This is a genomic window from Nocardia sp. NPDC041819 (assembly GCF_055590505.1).
In genome coordinates this window covers 346,157-363,380 of the sequence record NZ_JBVJAP010000004.1, presented here as the reverse complement: position 1 = coordinate 363,380, position 17,224 = coordinate 346,157, and the positions used below count along the sequence as shown (strand labels likewise).

15 protein-coding genes, 1 tRNA gene and 1 pseudogene are annotated in these 17,224 nt (G+C 66.1%); 6 read left to right on the top strand and 11 right to left on the bottom strand.

All coding sequences use genetic code 11. The features are described 5' to 3' along the window. Window positions 1-62: 62 nt before the first annotated feature. Window positions 63-677: pseudogene (locus ACZ6DL_RS16325) on the bottom strand (Eco57I restriction-modification methylase domain-containing protein); the annotation flags it as partial. 179 nt (window positions 678-856) lie between these two features. On the opposite strand from ACZ6DL_RS16325, the gene ACZ6DL_RS16320 reads away from it, so the two are divergent. Then, window positions 857-1,537: a nitroreductase gene (locus tag ACZ6DL_RS16320; protein WP_466051806.1), complete on the top strand. Its 681-nt coding sequence runs from the start codon at window positions 857-859 to the stop codon at window positions 1,535-1,537. Between the two features lie 81 nt (window positions 1,538-1,618). Here ACZ6DL_RS16320 and ACZ6DL_RS16315 read toward each other — a convergent pair whose 3' ends face one another. From ACZ6DL_RS16315 to aceE, 7 genes are all read right to left on the bottom strand, one after another. Beyond that, window positions 1,619-2,104, bottom strand: a complete 486-nt coding sequence (locus ACZ6DL_RS16315) for a winged helix-turn-helix transcriptional regulator (RefSeq protein WP_466051804.1) — start codon at window positions 2,102-2,104, stop codon at window positions 1,619-1,621. 185 nt (window positions 2,105-2,289) lie between these two features. Further along, window positions 2,290-3,723: an acyl-CoA carboxylase subunit beta gene (locus tag ACZ6DL_RS16310; RefSeq protein WP_466051802.1), complete on the bottom strand. Its 1,434-nt coding sequence runs from the start codon at window positions 3,721-3,723 to the stop codon at window positions 2,290-2,292. Window positions 3,724-3,845: 122 nt separating this feature from the next. Beyond that, window positions 3,846-5,096 carry a KasA/KasB family beta-ketoacyl-ACP synthase gene (locus ACZ6DL_RS16305; RefSeq protein ID WP_062969630.1) on the bottom strand — a complete coding sequence of 417 codons (1,251 nt, stop codon included), beginning with the start codon at window positions 5,094-5,096 and terminating at the stop codon, window positions 3,846-3,848. Between the two features lie 10 nt (window positions 5,097-5,106). Then, the gene (gene acpM / locus ACZ6DL_RS16300) at window positions 5,107-5,406 is read right to left on the bottom strand and encodes a meromycolate extension acyl carrier protein AcpM (RefSeq protein ID WP_040865735.1); all 300 of its coding nucleotides are present in this window, start codon (window positions 5,404-5,406) and stop codon (window positions 5,107-5,109) included. A 119-nt stretch (window positions 5,407-5,525) separates the two neighbouring features. Then, window positions 5,526-6,440 carry an ACP S-malonyltransferase gene (locus ACZ6DL_RS16295; RefSeq protein ID WP_466051800.1) on the bottom strand — a complete coding sequence of 305 codons (915 nt, stop codon included), beginning with the start codon at window positions 6,438-6,440 and terminating at the stop codon, window positions 5,526-5,528. Between the two features lie 128 nt (window positions 6,441-6,568). Then, window positions 6,569-7,903 carry a PucR family transcriptional regulator gene (locus ACZ6DL_RS16290; RefSeq protein ID WP_466051798.1) on the bottom strand — a complete coding sequence of 445 codons (1,335 nt, stop codon included), beginning with the start codon at window positions 7,901-7,903 and terminating at the stop codon, window positions 6,569-6,571. Between the two features lie 11 nt (window positions 7,904-7,914). Continuing rightward, window positions 7,915-10,713, bottom strand: coding sequence for a pyruvate dehydrogenase (acetyl-transferring), homodimeric type (gene aceE, locus ACZ6DL_RS16285; protein WP_466052002.1), 2,799 nt, complete (start codon window positions 10,711-10,713; stop codon window positions 7,915-7,917). A gap of 330 nt (window positions 10,714-11,043) precedes the next feature. Here aceE and ACZ6DL_RS16280 point away from each other — a divergent pair, with 330 nt between their 5' ends. From ACZ6DL_RS16280 to ACZ6DL_RS16260, 5 genes are all read left to right on the top strand, one after another. Then, the gene (locus tag ACZ6DL_RS16280) at window positions 11,044-11,601 is read left to right on the top strand and encodes a hypothetical protein (protein ID WP_466051796.1); all 558 of its coding nucleotides are present in this window, start codon (window positions 11,044-11,046) and stop codon (window positions 11,599-11,601) included. Between the two features lie 126 nt (window positions 11,602-11,727). After that, window positions 11,728-12,150, top strand: coding sequence for a DUF3052 domain-containing protein (locus ACZ6DL_RS16275; RefSeq protein WP_063049243.1), 423 nt, complete (start codon window positions 11,728-11,730; stop codon window positions 12,148-12,150). Between the two features lie 77 nt (window positions 12,151-12,227). Then, window positions 12,228-12,692, top strand: a complete 465-nt coding sequence (locus tag ACZ6DL_RS16270; RefSeq protein WP_062969784.1) for a peroxiredoxin — start codon at window positions 12,228-12,230, stop codon at window positions 12,690-12,692. A 17-nt stretch (window positions 12,693-12,709) separates the two neighbouring features. Beyond that, a tRNA-Val gene (locus tag ACZ6DL_RS16265) sits at window positions 12,710-12,781 on the top strand. Window positions 12,782-12,944: 163 nt separating this feature from the next. Beyond that, window positions 12,945-13,859, top strand: coding sequence for a DUF6615 family protein (locus ACZ6DL_RS16260; RefSeq protein WP_466051793.1), 915 nt, complete (start codon window positions 12,945-12,947; stop codon window positions 13,857-13,859). Between the two features lie 196 nt (window positions 13,860-14,055). Here ACZ6DL_RS16260 and ACZ6DL_RS16255 read toward each other — a convergent pair whose 3' ends face one another. From ACZ6DL_RS16255 to ACZ6DL_RS16245, 3 genes are all read right to left on the bottom strand, one after another. Continuing rightward, window positions 14,056-15,540, bottom strand: a complete 1,485-nt coding sequence (locus ACZ6DL_RS16255; RefSeq protein ID WP_466051790.1) for an ApeA N-terminal domain 1-containing protein — start codon at window positions 15,538-15,540, stop codon at window positions 14,056-14,058. Between the two features lie 225 nt (window positions 15,541-15,765). After that, window positions 15,766-16,470 (bottom strand): hypothetical protein, encoded by a 705-nt coding sequence (locus ACZ6DL_RS16250; protein ID WP_466051789.1) that lies wholly within the window; start codon window positions 16,468-16,470, stop codon window positions 15,766-15,768. Between the two features lie 32 nt (window positions 16,471-16,502). Continuing rightward, window positions 16,503-17,021 carry a hypothetical protein gene (locus ACZ6DL_RS16245; RefSeq protein ID WP_466051788.1) on the bottom strand — a complete coding sequence of 173 codons (519 nt, stop codon included), beginning with the start codon at window positions 17,019-17,021 and terminating at the stop codon, window positions 16,503-16,505. Window positions 17,022-17,224 lie beyond the last annotated feature (203 nt).

Sequence of the window (17,224 nt, the reverse complement as noted above, 5' to 3'; positions counted from 1 at the left end):
CCGTGCGCGGCGCGCCGCGCGATGGCGATCGCGGGGAGCACGGCGGCGGTGAACAGTTTGGTGTCGCCCAGGTCGTACAGCTCGACCGGAACCAGGTCGGTCACCAGCAACCGCCGGATGTTCGCGCCTGCCTTGGTGGTCAGGAACCGGTTGGCGCACAACAGGCCGAGCACGCCTCCCGCGGCCAGCAGCCGCGGCAGCGTCGCGACGAACGGATGGGTCAGGTCGATCCGCCCGCGCAGGCCGAACCGCTTGCTCAGCAGCTGCGCCGTCGATCCGCCCAGCTGCTGGGTGCGCACATACGGCGGGTTGGTGATCACCGCGTCGAACGAGCCGTCCGCGAGTTGGGCCTCCACCGCGAGGAAGTCGGCGCTGTGCCATTGCGCGGTGATCCCCGCCGCCCGTGCGCGCTCGCGGGCGACCGCGAGCGCTCGGGCATCCAGGTCGTAGCCGACCAGCACCAGGCGGAGGCCGGGACACCGGGTCGCGACCTCGTGGTGCACGGCGAACAGCAATTCGCCGTCACCGCAGGCCGGATCGAGCACACGCAGGACGCCGGCGTCCGAGAACTCGACATGGCGTAGCAGCCGTTGCGCCAGGAACCGGGCCAGCACAGGGGGCGTGTAATGCCTGCCGTGCCGTTTGCGGTCCCGCGCGGCGGGAGCTTCGGACGCCATATCGGGATTCTGCCTCGTCGCGCCGTGCCGATCGCCGTAACTCGGGCAACAGGATCGCGGGACCGCGCGCGTCGCGGCCGACTCGCCCGTCCCGGGTGACCGCCCGGCTTTCGCGGCGGGGTGTTCGATGCTAGCGTCTGGTCTCGAAATAAGACTGACAAAGGAGTCGGGGGAAGACAGTGACGACAGACGACTTCACGGCGCTGAGCCGGGTGCTCGACGAACGGTGGACCTGCAGGCAATTCCATCCGCAGCCGGTCGAGCACGACACCATCCATGCCCTGTTGCGGCTGGCCCAGCGGACGCCGTCGTGGTGCAACACCCAACCCTGGCAGGTCGTGGTGACGGAGGGGGCCGGCACGGATCGTTTCCGGAAGGAACTCATCGACCACATCGCGACCGCCACGCCCGCACCGGATTTCGAGTTCCCGGCGCAATACACCGGGGCGTACCGGGACCGCAGGCGGGAATGCGGAAAGCAACTCTACGAAAGCGTCGGCATCGCCAAGGGCGATCACGAGAAGACCATGCGCCAGGCCGTGCGGAATTTCGAACTCTTCGACGCGCCGCATGTGGCGATCGTGACCAGCGAAGCCGATCTGGGCATCTACGGAGCGGTGGACTGCGGTCTCTACATCGGCAGTTTCCTCTTGGGCGCCCACAGCCTCGGCCTCGGTGCGGCGCCGCAGGCCGCGCTGGCCACCTACTCCCCCTTCATCCGGCAGTACTTCGGTATCCCGGAGCAGCGCAAGGTGGTCGCCGGAATCTCGTTCGGATATCCCGACCTCGACCATCCCGTCAACGGCTTCCGCACCACCCGGGCCGAGCCCGACGAAGTCGCCACCTGGTTCGCCGACTGATGCCGCCGGGCGCGGCCTCGCCCGGCGAGGTCGCGCCGACGGCGTATTCCGCTGCGCCCGCCGTCGGTCACCGCGCTCTCGCTAGCGCGCGCGACCCGCGGCGGCCTCGCTACCGGTGACGCCCAGCAAACCGGGTCCCGGTTCCGGGGTGACCTCTCGTGCGGTGAGTTCGGTTCCGCACGAATCGCATTCGAGCTTGACGTGCGCCTCGCCCGCGCAATCGCGATGGGTATAGCGCACCGGAGGCCCTTCGGGCGCCACGTAGGTATCGCCCCAATCGCGGATGGCCAGCAGGATCGGGTAGATGTCGTGGCCTTTGGGGGTGAGCCGGTACTCCTCGTGCGCGCCCACGGCGGCCTTCTGTTTGACGAGGATGCCGTTGTCGATCAACCGGTCCAGACGATCCTGCAGCCTGCTGCGCGAGATCCCCAGTGCGCTCTGGAAAGCGTTGAACCGCCGGATACCGGAGAAGCAGGACTTGAGGATGAGCAGAGTCCAGCGATCACCGAAGATCACGAGCGGGCGCGTGATCGAGCACGGCACGTCGGCCAGTTCTTCGTAGCGCACCTCCCGATGCTACCGACCACCGAGCCACCCCCGCCCCGTGAGACTTCACGACCTCCGCCTGCCCGGGCACGTACACCTTCCAAGCCACCGTCGACGCACGCCACCGCCGGTTCGCCGACCCCTCGCGGGCAGCCTGAAAACGCGAAGCGGGCCCCGGGAGTGCCGGGCCCGCTTCGGTGGGTGGATCAGAGCGGGATGTTCTTGTGGTGGCTGGCGCGGGCGGGGGCCGCCGCGAGAGCCGCGGCGATGACGCTGCGGGTCTTCGCCGGGTCGATGACCTGGTCGACCACACCGATGGCGATGGCGCGCTCCACGCCGCCCGCGATGCGCTCGTGTTCGGCGGTGAGCCGCTCGTGCAGCGCTTCGCGCTCCTCCTCCGGCGCGGCCGCCAGGGCCTTCTTGTGCAGGATGCCGACCGCGGCCTTGGCGCCCATGACGGCCACCTCGGAACCGGGCCACGCGTAGACCGCCGTCGCGCCGAGCGAACGGGCGTTCATCGCGATGTAGGCGCCGCCGTAGATCTTGCGGGTGACCAGGGTGACCCGCGGTACGCGCGCCTCGGCGAACGCGTGCAGCAGCTTCGCACCGCGCCGCACGACGCCTTCCCATTCCTGGCCGACACCGGGCAGGTAACCCGGAACGTCGGTGACCACGATCAGCGGGATGCCGAACGCGTCGCACAGCCGCACGAAACGCGCCGCCTTCTCAGCGCTTTCGGAGTTCAGGCAGCCGCCGAGGCGGATCGGGTTGTTCGCCAGCACGCCGACGGTGCGTCCGCCGAGACGACCGATGCCGGTCACGATGCTGCGGGCATACAGCCCCTGCAACTCCTCGAACGACGACTCGCCGTCGACGTTGTCGAGCAGTTCGTGGATGATCGGCTTCACGTCGTAGGCGCGCTTGGCCGATTCCGGCAGCATGGCCTTCAGGTCCACGTCGCCGTGCTCGGCCGCGACCAGGTCGAACTCGCCCTGCTCGGCGAACATCGACACCAGGCGGCGCGCGCGGTGCAGCGCGTCGGACTCGTCGTCGGCCACGATGTGGGTGACGCCGGACTTCTTGCCGTGGGTCTCCGGACCGCCCAGGGTGGCCATGTCCACCTGCTCGCCGGTCACGCTGCGCACCACGTCCGGGCCGGTCACGAAGACGCGGCCTTCCGGAGCCATGATCACGATGTCGGTCAGCGCGGGACCGTAGGCGGCGCCACCGGCGGCGAAGCCGAGCACCACGGAGATCTGCGGAACCAGGCCGGACGCGCGGACCATGGCCTCGAAGACCTGGCCGACCGCGTGCAGCGCCTCGACGCCCTCGGCCAGGCGAGCGCCGCCGGAGTGCCACAGACCGACCACGGGGATACCGGAGTCGATGGCGGTGTCGATGGCGTCGACGATGTGCTTGCAACCCTCCACGCCCATCGCGCCGCCCATGACGGTCGCGTCGGAGCAGTAGGCCACGGTGCGGACGCCGTCCACCTCGCCGATGGCGGCGAGCACGCCGGACTTGTCGCGCGGGTGGAGCGGAAGAATGGTCCCGGGATCGAAGAAGCGCTGGAGTCGACCGAGCGGATTACGCGGGTCGGTCGCAGTCTCTTGATGCAACGCGGGAGCGATGATTGTCATCGCGTGGTCTCCTCACCTCGATGAGTGTGCCGCTGCTGCGGCTGCGTATGTCGAACCACGGCGGGGCCGGGCCAGTTCAGCTGGCCGACCCCGCCGGGATCGTTGTGCAGTCGATCGCGCGGCTATGCCCGACCGAAGGCGAGCGCCACATTGTGCCCACCGAATCCGAAGGAGTTGTTGATCGCGTACTCGATCTCCTGACGACGGGCTTCGCCCCTCACCACATCGAGGTCGATCTCCGGATCCTGGTTCTCCAGGTTCAGCGTCGGCGGAACGATGCCGTCGCGGATGCTCATCACGGTCAGCACCGACTCGAGGGCACCGACGGCGCCGATCGAGTGGCCGAGCGCCGACTTGGGCGCGTACACCGAGGCGTGGCTGCCCACGGCCTTGTTGATCGCGTTCGCCTCGGCGGTGTCGCCGATCGGCGTCGCGGTCGCGTGCGCGTTGATGTGCGTGATGTCCTTCTTGGTCAAACCCGCGGACTGCATCGCCCTGGTCATCGCCCGCGCGGCGCCGTCACCCGTGGGATCGGGGGCGACGAGGTGGAAGCCGTCGGAGGTGATGCCCGCGCCGAGCAGGCGCGCGTGGATGGTCGCGCCACGGGCCTTCGCGTGCTCTTCGGTCTCGATGACCATGAGCGCGCCCGCCTCGCCGAAGACGAAGCCGTCGCGATCCTTGTCGAACGGACGCGACGCGCCCTTGGGGTCGTCGTTGCGGGTACTCATGGCGCGCATCATGGTGAACGCCGCGATCGGCACCGCGTCGATGAAGCCTTCGACGCCACCGGTGACGACGATGTCCGCGTCACCCATGACGATCATGCGCCAGGCGTTGGCGATGGCCTCGGAGCCGGACGAGCATGCCGAGACCGGAGTGACCACTCCTGCCCTGGCCTTCAATTCGAGACCGACAACGGCCGAAGGGCCGTTCGGCATGACCATCTGCACAGCCAACGGCGAGATCTTGCGATAGCCGCCGTTCTTCAGCTTGTCCACCGAATCGATGAGGGCGTCGCCGCCTCCCAATCCGGTGCCGATGGCCACACCCAGCCGCTCCGGGTCGACTTCCGGGCTGCCCGCGTTCCGCCAGACCTCGCGACCGAGCACGGTCGCGAGCTGCTCGACATAGGCCATGCGCCGGCATTCGACACGAGACAGCAGGGTGTCGGGCCGGACCTTCAGGTGGCCGCCGATGCGGACCGGAAGATCGTATTCCTCGACGAAGGAATCCTCGAGAACGTCGATGCCGCTCTCGCCGTTGAGGAGTCCCTTCCACGTCGCATCGACGTCACCCGCGATCGACGTGGTCGCCGCAAGGCTGGTTACGACGACGTTGGGGAAATTCCCGTTCAAGGTGGAAGGAGTGGTCACTGTTTCGGCCCTACTCGGCGTCGAACTTGGCCTTGAGCTCGGCCGCCGCGTCAGCGTTCTCGGCCTCGAGCTTCTGGATGTAGGCGACGGCGTCGCCGACCGTCTTCAGGCTGGCGAGATCCTCGTCGGGGATCTTGACGCCGTACTTGTCCTCGGTCTGCACCGCGATCTCGACCATGGACAGCGAGTCGATGTCCAGGTCATCGACGAAGGACTTCTCGACCGTCACCTCGGAGGGCTCGATGCCGGTCACCTCTTCGATGATCTTGCCGAGTTCCTCGACGATTTGTTCCTGGGTCAGAGCGGCCACTTCGTGGCTCCCTTCTTGATACTTTGTAGGGCTCTACTGGTTTTTTCGGATCGAGCGCGGAAATGGTTACCGCCTCTCGGTCACGACCTCGCATCTGAATGCATGGTCGCGGAGGAAAGCTAGCCGGATACGGTCAGCTCAGCCAACGCGGGGAGGTCTTGCGGGGTCTTCAGGGCCAGCGTGGGCGTGCCCTTCAGCTCCCGTTTCGCGATGCCGACGAGGGTGCCCGCCGGCGGCAGCTCCGCCACTGCCGAGACGCCGGCTTGCCGGACGGTCTCGGTGCACAGGTCCCAGCGAACTGGCCGAGTGACCTGCGCGGCGAGCTTATCTATCGCCTCACGTCCGGACGCGACAGGCTTGCCGTCGAAATTCGAGAGCAAGGTCCTGGTCGGCTCGTTCGGCGTGATCTTCGTTATGGCATCGGTCACAGCATCCTGCGCCGAGGCCATGAACGCCGTGTGGAACGCGCCCGCGACGGGCAGCGCCCGAACCCTGGCCTTCTCCGGGGGGTTCGCGGCGAGCTCGGCGAGAGCGTCCAACCGACCCGCGGCCACGATCTGACCCACCGCGTTGCGGTTGGCCGGGACGAGGTCGAGTTCGGTGAGCCGTTCCAGCACGACGGCTTCGTCGCCGCCGAGCACCGCGGACATCCCGGTCGGCTCCAGTGCGCACGCCTTGGCCATCTCCGCTCCGCGGATGGCGGCCAGCCGGACCGCGTCGTCGGCGGAGATGACTCCGGCGACCGCGGCGGCGGCGAGTTCACCGACCGAGTGCCCGGCCACGATGGTAGCGGCGGGAAGCTCGTCGGGCGAGATCTCCGCGAACGCGAGCAGCGCCGCGGCGACCACCAGCGGCTGGGTAACGGCCGTGTCGGTGATCTCTTCGGCCGTCGCGGTGGTACCGAGACGGACCAGGTCGAGGCCGGAGGCCTTGGACCACAGCGTCAGGCGCTCAGCCGCGCCGGGGAGGTCGAGCCAAGGCGCGAGCATGCCGGGTGTCTGAGAGCCCTGTCCAGGGGCGAACAACGCGATCACGCCTCTAAGAAAACACTGTGAGGCGGGCCGCACGAGATGTCGACGCGAATGAAGGTTCGGAAGTGCTTTTGTGGGGGTTCCACAAAAGACCACGTGGGCTGTCCGAATCGACCGATTCCACGGAGGCGTTACAAGCGCTCGGGGCTGAACGCGACCGGAGTTACCTCTGGGGCAGGAGACGACGATTCGTTACGGGTTCGTGTCAAACGACCCACTGTGGCGGCGATCCGGAGCACATACGCGTCTCTCGGATTCAGCGGATCACGGCCCGTGATCTCGCCGATGCGCTTGAGGCGATACCGGACCGTATTTGGATGGACGTACAGCTGACGCGCACACGTCTCGACCGCACCGCCGCAATCCAGATAGGCGTCGAGAGTGTCCGCCAGCGACGACCCCGCCGCGGCCAACGGTAGGACAAGGTACTCGTTCAGCGCGTCGATCGCAGCTCGATCACCCAACAAAGCGCGTTCCGGCAGCAATTCCGCGGCGTGCACCGGCCGAGGAGCCCCGCGCCAGCCCACCACGGCCTCCATCCCGGCCAGCGCTTCCACCGCGCTGGCGTGCGCCGCGCCGAGGGTGCGGGTGGTCGGCCCGATCACCACCGGGCCGTCGGAGAACACCTCGGCGAGCAGATCGGCCAGGAACGGGGAGACGTGCGAGCTCTCCCCCAGGTGCCCGGAGACGACCATCACCAGCCTCGCGCCCTGCACCACCGCCAGCGCGGCCCGCCCGTGCCGCGCCGCGATGGAATGCACCGACCCCACCGACGACACGCCCTGCTCGCCGGGCGGGGTGCCCACCAGCACCGTCGCCGGTGCGGTGGCGTCCCAGTTCAGCGTCGCGGCCCGGGAGAGCATGTCCGGGCCGGTGTCACCGCGCACCACGGCGTCGACGACGAGCGCCTCCAGCCGGGTGTCCCACGCGCCGCGCGACTCGGCGGCGCTGGCGTACACCGAGGCGGCGGCGAACCCGAGCTCGCGCCCGTACCGCAGCACCGCCTCGGTCAAGGCGACCAGCTGCCGGTCGTTGCGCGCGAGCGCGGGCAGCCACTGCTCGAAGAACTCCATAGCGACGCGCACCATGTCCACGGTCTGGCGCAGCGTCAACCGCCGCGCGAGATCCTGCGGAATGACCTGGAAGGCGTCCAGGCTGAACCGGATGTCGCTGTCCGGGTCCTGGAGCCATTCCAGGAAGTTCACCACCGCGGTCTGCACCAGCATCTGCACGCCGGCCCGCTGCGCGGCGTCCAGATCGGCGAAGAACGGCAACCGATCCTGCATCGACCCCACCGCCTCGGTGGAGAGGCGGCCGGAGAACTGCTTCACGCGTTTGAGCAGCGTGTCCGGAAGGGGGTCGCGGGTCTGCCGGTTCGGGGAGAGCGCGCCCGTCGGCAGATACACCTCGTGCTCGGAAGAGCCTTCGGAGATCCGTCGCGGCCGCGGCGGTTTACGGTCCACCATCCAATATTCCGCTACGCGAGGTCTTCGTCCGAACTCACCGCTGCCTTCGGCGCGGCGTCCACGTCGGCGATCCCGTACTTCGCCGCCGCTTCCACGGCCTTGGCCGGGTCGAGCTTGCCGGTGCGGCCGAGCCCGGCCAGCGCCGCGACCACGATGGACTGCGCGTCGACGTTGAACACCCGTCGCGCGGCCGGGCGGGTGTCGGAGAAGCCGAACCCGTCCGTGCCGAGCGTGGTGAAGTCGCCGGGCACCCACTTGCGAACCTGGTCGGGCACCGCGCGCATCCAGTCGGTGGCGGCGACGTACGGGCCCTCGGCGCGCGAGAGCGCCTCGGTGACGTACGGGAGGCCGGGATCGCTGCCCGGATCGCGCAGTGCGGCGATCTCCTTGTCGAGCGCATCCTTGCGGAGTTCGCCCCACGAGGTCACCGACCAGACGTCCGCCTGCACGCCCCACTCCTGCGCGAGCAGCGCCTGCGCGCGCAAGCCGTCCGGCACGGTGACGCCGGAGACCAGGATCTGGGCGCGCACCTGGCCCTCGCCTCCGCGCTTGTACAGGTAGACGCCCTTGAGCAGACCTTCGACGTCGAGGTCTTCCGGCTCGGCAGGCTGCGGGTACGGCTCGTTGTAGAGGGTGATGTAGTAGAAGATGTCCTCGCCGCCGAACTCGCCCGCGCTGCCGTGCGGATGGGTGCCGGGCAGCGGCGCGGCGCCCTTCGGCGCGGCGCCACCGCCGTACATCCGGCGCAGGCCGTCGCGCACGATGTGGGCGATCTCGAACGCGAACGCCGGGTCGTAGGTCACCACGGCCGGGTTGGTCGAGGCGAGCAGCAGCGAGTGCCCGTCGTTGTGCTGGAGGCCCTCACCGGTCAGCGTGGTGCGCCCGGCGGTCGCCCCGAGCACGAAGCCGCGGGCGAGCTGGTCGGCCGCCGCCCACAGGCCGTCGCCGGTGCGCTGGAAACCGAACATCGAGTAGAAGATGTACAGCGGGATCATCGGCTCGCCGTGCGTGGCGTACGAGGTGCCCGCCGCGGTGAACGAGGCCGTCGACCCCGCCTCGTTGATGCCCTCGTGCAGGATCTGCCCGACGGTGCTCTCTTTGTAGGCAAGCATCAATTCCGCGTCGACCGATGTGTACAACTGGCCGTTGCGGTTGTAGATCTTCAACGAGGGGAACCACGAGTCCATACCGAAGGTCCTGGCCTCGTCGGGGATGATCGGCACGATCCGCTTGCCGATCTCCTTGTCCCGCAGCAGCTCCTTCATCAGCCGCACCAGGGCCATCGTGGTGGCGACGTTCTGCTTGCCCGAACCCTTGCGCACCGAGCGGTAGGCCTCGTCACCGGGCAGCTTCAGCGGCTTGGCCGCGGCGCGCCGCTCGGGCAGGAACCCGCCGAGCGCCTTGCGCCGGTCGAGCATGTACTGGACCTCGCGAGCCTCCATACCGGGGTGGTAGTACGGGGGCAGGTACGGATCCTTCTCCAGCTCGGCATCGCTGATCGGGATCCGCTGCAGGTCGCGGAAGTCCTTGAGGTCCTGCAGGGTCAGCTTCTTCATCTGGTGCGTGGCGTTGCGGCCCTCGAAGTGCTTGCCGAGGGTGTAGCCCTTGATGGTCTTGGCCAGGATCACCGTCGGCTGGCCCTTGTGCGCCATCGCGGCCGCGTAGGCCGCGTACACCTTGCGGTAGTCGTGGCCACCGCGCTTGAGGTTCCAGATCTCCTGGTCGGACAGGTCCTGCACCAGCGCCTTGGTGCGCGGGTCGCGGCCGAAGAAGTGGTCGCGCACGTACGCGCCGTCGTTGGCCTTGTAGGTCTGGTAGTCGCCGTCGGGGGTGCTGTTCATCAGGTTCACCAGCGCCCCGTCGCGGTCGGCGCCGAGCAGCGCGTCCCACTCGCGGCCCCAGATCACCTTGATGACGTTCCAGCCCGCGCCGCGGAAGAACGACTCCAGCTCCTGGATGATCTTGCCGTTGCCGCGCACCGGCCCGTCCAGGCGCTGCAGGTTGCAGTTGACGACGAAGGTCAGGTTGTCCAGACCCTCCATGGCCGCGACGTGCGCGAGACCGCGCGACTCCGGCTCGTCCATCTCGCCGTCGCCGAGGAACGCCCATACGTGCTGGTCGGAGGTGTCCTTGATCCCGCGGTCGTTCAGGTAGTGATTGAAGCGCGCCTGGTAGATGGCGTTCATCGGGCCCAGGCCCATCGACACCGTCGGGAACTCCCAGAAGTTGTTCAGCAGCCGGGGGTGCGGATAGGACGGCAGCCCGTGGCCGGGACCGCCGTGGCTGTACTCCTGCCGGAACCCGTCGAGCTGATCGGCCGACAGCCTGCCCTCCAGGAACGCGCGGGCGTAGATGCCCGGCGAGGCGTGGCCCTGGATGAAGATCGAGTCACCGCCGCTGGGATGGTCCTTGCCGCGGAAGAAGTGGTTGAAGCCGACCTCGTAGAGCGCCGCCGAGGACGCGTAGGTCGAGATGTGGCCGCCCACGCCGATGCCGGGGCGCTGGGCGCGATGCACCATGATCGCGGCGTTCCAGCGGATCCAGGCGCGGAAGCGCCGCTCCACCTCCTCGTCGCCGGGGAACCACGGCTCGTTCTCGGTGGGAATGGTGTTCACGTAGTCGGTGGAGGTCAACGACGGGATGGCGACACGACGTTCACCGGCCCGCTCCAGCAAGCGGAGCATGAGGTAACGCGCCCGGCCGGGGCCCTCCCGGTCGAGCATCTCATCGAACGACTCGAGCCATTCGCTGGTTTCCTCCGGGTCGATGTCCGGTAGGTAGGACGCCACCCCTTCGCGGATCACCCGCACCCGGCCGCCCGGCTGCGGCGCGTGCGACCCGTGGGGATCGCTGCTCGCGGCGGGCGCGGGGGCGGAGCTGTTTCCGGCGGATTTCGCCGGTGCGGAAGAGTGGATCAGGTCGGTCAAATCTGCTCCTCGTACAGGGGTGGACATGCTGATGGCGTCGGTATCCCCGGGCGGGTTCGCTGGTTGGCGGACCGCCCGTTTACGAAAGGTTCGGGCGCACCATCCATCCTTGCCGATGGCGCGTCCCAAATCATCATGTCAGCCGGAAATCCAGTACCGTTCGACAGGCAAGGTGAGCATGAGAGCGTGGCAGCCCTGAGGAGCGGGAGGACGATGAAGCTGCTGAACCCACGCGGGTTCGGAATGGTGTGCGCCACCGGCGCGGTCGCTATCGGGGTGGTCGTCGCGGGATGCGCCAACCGGGTGGACGGCGTGGCCGGTCCGAACGCGGGCGATCTGGCGGCGTACAAGACCGAGGCGGCGTCCTCGTCGGCGGCGGCGACATCCTCCCGGCGCGCGGCGGCCCAGGGCAAGGCCATCGCCGACAACTGTGGTCAATTCCCCACCACCACCGGAGCGGGCGTAAGCAAGTACAACGACTTCGTCGACGCGCACGATTCGAACGCGCCCGACTACGACGCCAAGCGCGACTCGGCGGTGCAGACCCTGGAGGACGCCGCCAACAAGGTGGAAAGCGGCGTGAACTCCGCCAGGGACGCACTGCCCGTTGACTTGGCCGGCCTGTTCACCGAGTACGTGAACGCGGCACGCGCGCTGGCCGCCGAGACGCGCAAGATGACCTACACCGCCCCCGTCGCGGCGCTCAACGACGCCAGCAGGCGGGTCAACGACGCGCGCAACGCCGTCCGCGACTCGTGTCCGAAGCGCTGAGAAAGCCCTTGACACACCATCGCAAAGCGACATTCGGTAGCTATTTCACCGGATCGGCTTGCGCTGAAGCCCATAACCATGTTCGCTTGCAACTATCTACTGTCGGGAGTTGAGGAGGACACCACCGTGGTCGCCGCGGCGGACGCGCAGAACTACGCTCAGAAGCTTGGCATTTCACACGGCTTGGTTGTCCAGGAATTGGGCTGGGACGAAGACGTCGACGACGACCTGAGGGCCGACGTCGAGGACGCGATCGGCGGCGAACTCGTCGACGAGGACTCCGACGAGGTGATCGACGTCGTGCTGCTGTGGTGGCGCGACGGGGACGGGGATCTGGTCGACGCCTTGATGGACGCCATCGCCCCCCTCGCCGACGAGGGTTTCGTGTGGGTGCTCACCCCCAAGACCGGACAGCCGGGCCACGTCGAGCCGAGCGAAATCGCCGAATCCGCACCGACCGCAGGTCTGACCCAGACCTCGGCGATCAGCCTCGGCTCATGGACGGGTAGCAGGCTGGTACAGCCCAAGGCGCCCTCGAAGCAGCGCTGAGCCACCGCGCTATGGTTTCCACCAGGGCGGTGTCGCACGCCCGCCCGGTGGAGACCCGACACGATGGAGGATTCGCTATGCCGCTCGAGGTTGGCACTGTCGCGCCGGACTTCACGCTGAAGGACCAGAACAACCAGGAAGTCAGCCTGTCGGACTTCCGTGGGAAGAAGAATGTCCTCATCGTCTTCTACCCGCTCGCCTTCACCGGGATCTGCCAGGGCGAGTTGTGCAAGGTCCGCGACGAGCTGCCCAAGTTCCAGAACGACAACGCGGAGATCGTGGCGATCTCGGTCGGCCCGCCACCCACGCACAAGATCTGGGCCGCCGAACAGGGCTACACCTTCCCGCTGCTGTCGGATTTCTGGCCGCACGGCGCGGTGGCCCAGGCCTACGGAGTCTTCAACGAGAAGTCCGGCTACCCCAACCGCGGCACGTTCGTCGTCGACCGCGAGGGCCTCATCCGCTTCGCCGAGATGAACGGCCCCGGGGAGCCCCGTGACCAGGCGGCTTGGGAGAAAGCGCTCGCCGCGCTAGATTCATAAGCCGCCGGTAACGGTCCGGGCGTATAGCTCAGCGGTAGAGCACTGGTTTTACACACCAGCGGTCGGGGGTTCGATCCCCTCTGCGCCCACCGAAGAAGTTGCAGGTAAGCCGGGTCAAGGGTGGGGCCTCACATCTGCCCCACGCGCCTTTGTGGGGCAAATGTGGGGCAGCCGACAGTCCCACGTGAGTTTGTGCGTTCGGGCGATCACGGAAGCTCGCGTCGAAGCACACCGAACCGATCGAGGGGACGGATGGATCTGGCCGATCTGTGCGATGCGATGGATCATCTCTCCTCGCAGACCTGGCGAGATTACGCAGATGGATCACGGTACGGACTCACCCCAGGTGAGGAGTCGATCACGGACCGCAACCTACTGCAGCTGCGTCGTCAGTTCCCCGATCTGCATGTCCACAGATACACACGACAGCGAGAGCATACGGTCGGAGCCGATTGGGAATGGTGGATCGGATCTGATGCTGACGGCTGGCTGTGTCTGCGGGTCCAGGCCAAGCGAGTCTTCACCACCACTTACCAGCAGCTCGACCATCCTGGGGTCGAAGAGGGCGACCATCAATACGACACCCTCATCAAGAGTTGCAGAGAAGCGAGCCACTTCTTTCCGTTCCATGTCTTCTACAACGGGTGGGAAGAGACCCGATTCGCTGACAGGGACGGTGCCAGGCTCGATATCACGGCGTTGGAATCGAATGAGTACTGGCCGCCGTACGCCTCGGACGACGGCGTACAAGCATGGGGGTGCTCAGCGCTGTCCTCGTACAGAGTGGCAGCCCTCCACTCGCCAGGCGGACGTACACGCTCCAGCATTCCGAGATACCTTGAACACTCAATGCCATGGTCGGAGCTGTTTGCAGTAGGAGCCGACCGAGTTCCAGACAGCCCCAAGACAGAACTCGACCTCATTCACGAGCACCTCGTGATAACGACGCGCAACGCGGCTCGCTCATCAGCCCTTGCCCCAGGCCCCGCCGCCAGCCATGCGGGACGGCGGGAACGGTTACCGTCGTATGCTCAAGTCGTTGTGGCTGGGGAAGCCGAACGGGGGGACGTCGAGGAATTCTCGGACTCCGGTGGCACGGTACCCGCCAGGCATCTAGTAGTAGTCGAGCTTGGGAATCGCCGCCGGCGGAGAAAGCGACGGCTGTGACCGTCGAGCGGGTTCACGAATCCGCCCAGGTCGGTGGTCTGCATTTGCGCGGTGGCACAGCCGAGCCGCCAGGTGCTCAGTGGAATGAACGAGCGACTGGTGTCCACCGCGCCGAGTGCGTCTCACGTATGCGTACGTGGGTCAGGTATCCGCCAGCCTCTAGCATGCAGGCCGGCAGGGTCCCACCGGGCGCCAGCTAGCCAGGCTCACCGGCCTGCTTGGCAGGGTAGATTTTCGGCCAGTCACGCTTCCATTGCCTTGCATCGCTCGCGAACCTCTCGGAACCCTGAACGGCGGTGTGTAACTGATCGGTTCCCACGCCTGCAGCCAACAGAAGTCGCAGGGTAAGCATCCAACGCAGAGATCTTGTCAAGCTGTACATCCTCAGAAGGTCGTCGGACGTACGCGGCTTATCCCCCGAAATTCCGTGTGCCAGAGAGACTCGCTGGTCGACTATCGCAGCCTTCCATGTATTCAGCTTGCCGATGCACTCCGGCACCGCATCTGCCACTGGCTCGGCGAGTTGCTTGATCCTCTGTGGGTAGGATTTTTCTGCCCAGTAGGTGCCAAGGGCGGAGGTCAGCGACTCTTTGATACCGGAGGGCATCTCCGTTGCGGAGACTGCTGCCTTGGCGGCTTCAATCTCGTCGGGTTCGAAACGCAGCTCATCGGGGTGAAGCAACCGATGAAGCGCTTCGGCGGCTGTGGCAAGGGACAGCGCCTCTGTGTCGACGGTTTTGAACTCCCCGCTGTAGGCGGCGGCAACGATCTCTGGTACCGGCACCACCTTCTTGCTCAGCTCCAGCCACCGCGTAAGCAGCTCAATACTGGCGCCGCGGCGGGTTAGCAACAGATCACCCGCAGTTTTCGGCGCGGACGGTTCAATATGCCGACCGTACACCTCAGCGTGGACATCGTCGTCGCTCAGCGTCAGCGCTTTCACTTGGCACCGTGCACCCGAGAGGAGGGTCATCAGGGACTCAAGCGGCAACACCATGTCGGACAGAGCAGTCTGCAATGTCCATCCGCCTGAGCGCGCCTTCACGACAACCCGTGAATTCGTCGTGACACTGAACCCGCTCATGCTCGGCGACGACATCGTCGCGACTGGAACCAGCTCCAATTCGCCATCGCCGGTTCGCAATGGCGCGGAAACCGAGTCAGGCATGTCGAGCTGCCATGTTCGAGGGCCCCCACCCTTCACCGGGAAGGTATGTGAGACCCCCGAAAGCCCTCCCCATTCATGCAGGTTAGTGACCTCGAGGGTTATCTCCCGAAACAACCGCTTCGGATCCGCCATGCGCTCGCCTACTAGGCACCAGGACGCCCTTATGCGCTGGCTCCCGGGCGAATCCCGGTCCGGTCTTGCGAACCCCACCGTTCGGCGCGCCACTGTGTTGGCACCCCAGAGTGTCACCTGGGCAGGGCTCATTGCGAGGGTGCCGAGTACGACAAAGTCGGCTGGCTCCGACGACGGTGAGGTACCCGCCCAAGAACCATCTTCCTGTTCAACCCAGTCGATCGACGGAGTTATCTCGGGGCTGACCTCGAGCTCCACCCGCTGACCGTCGATGCGCACAACTCCTGTGCGCTCGCGCCCCTGCAGGTTCTCGTCCGAGTCCACGATCCCGAACTGCCCCAACGACTCAGAACTGGAAGACGGGAATTTCGGAGATGCCATTCGCGAATCTTAACCACCGCAACAACTTCGAACCCTGGCTTTCCAGGAGCAGCCGCGCGGGCGGATAGCGCCGCGGCCGCGCCGCTCCGGCCGCCGACCAGCCCATCGACCAGGTCTCCGCCGCGTTCGGTGTCAGCCGTGCCGCCCTGTACCGCTGCCTCGCCGGAGCTACCGACACCGGCAGCTGCCTGTCGGCACCGATTCCAGGACACTACGCTGGTTGGGTCAATCCCTGGTAACCCAGGTCGAGAGATCAACCACAGCAAGGCAGTACTCGTCGGTATCATCGACGATCGTTTTCGAGGAGAGGTCCCCCGTACGAGCCAGCGGAGCAAGTTCTTGTGGCAAGAGTCCGTATCCGAAAACCCCCGGTCCATGTGGCCCGTTGATCGGTGCATCGAATCCGTAGACTTCGTCAGTCGCGGTGATTCGGATGTATATGCGACATGTGTGATCGCTTCGGAACATGAACCCGCCGAAGGTGTAATCCTCCTCGAACCATGGAAAACCGCCACCGTGCACGAACAGGCTGAAGACGCTGAACAAGCCTTGATCGTAATGCAATGGGGCAGCAGAGGGGTCGAAGCCGGTGGCGGAGGCCTGGATAACTACATTCGAATGAGTGTCGCTAGTCTGTGGGTGTGTCGCCATCAGTTGGGTCATTCGTGGTGCGACATTGGCACGCACATGGTCCATGATCGGATTGACGGACGACGCGTCGGCATCCCGCGCGAGGTCGAATTCCACTGCGAGACCAGACAACATCCGTGCTCCATCCGACAACGCGACCCGTACCCGCTCGTCGTTCGCTCGAACGACTCCGCGCAGTTGGACACCCGTCGGCGGAAGTGGGCCCATGGGTGCGACAATCAGTGGAATCATCGTCCGGAGCAGAAAACTGAACGCATGATCACCTGCGTCGACTGCCATGGCCCGCACCTCCGAATTCGATTCTTTCATGGTTAGCCTGACAGATCGCGCAACCAATCGGGGCAGGTATCGCGGCCTTCACAATACGCTGTGATGACTCCGATATTCTTGTTGTCGGGTGATTTATATCTGCCGTCATCTGTTCGCGTGGCTGCCTGGGCGACTATATGGAGGGTCACGCGATCGTCAACTTTTCCTTTGCTTTTCGCGTGTTTATACTCCACGAGGTACTCCACACGCGCGCCCGAAGTCTTGGGTTTTGCAGTACGGATGGTGTGCTGAATAACGTAATATTTGGTTAGATTGTGCTTCTGCGCATAGTGATCGAATCCCAAGTCAGCATTTCCCGCGCGAATCGGAACATTTGCTTCGTTGGCGTCGTTCGCTTCCGCCAGAATGTCAGACCAATTCGCCGCATTGGCAAATCCCGCTGAAAGCGTCGCCGTCGCCCCAAACGCAGCGAGTAGTGCGGTTGATAAGGCCAACAGTAGACTTCGAGTTGACATCGGTAAAGCGAATTCCCCCGACACGACAAACCTATTCGGTTTCATATTTCCCTCCCCTTGATGATTGCCCCGGCGAATCGCAACGTTTCGTGCCCGGAACGATGATCAAGTTACCTTGCTAGAGCACGGTTCGCAACGAAGCAAGTCGAGTTCCGGATCACAACCCACGGCACCGGGCGGAAACCGACCGTCGATCCATACGCCACGCCAAGCGCAACCAATGCGGTACAAGCGCGTTGGTTGCGCCA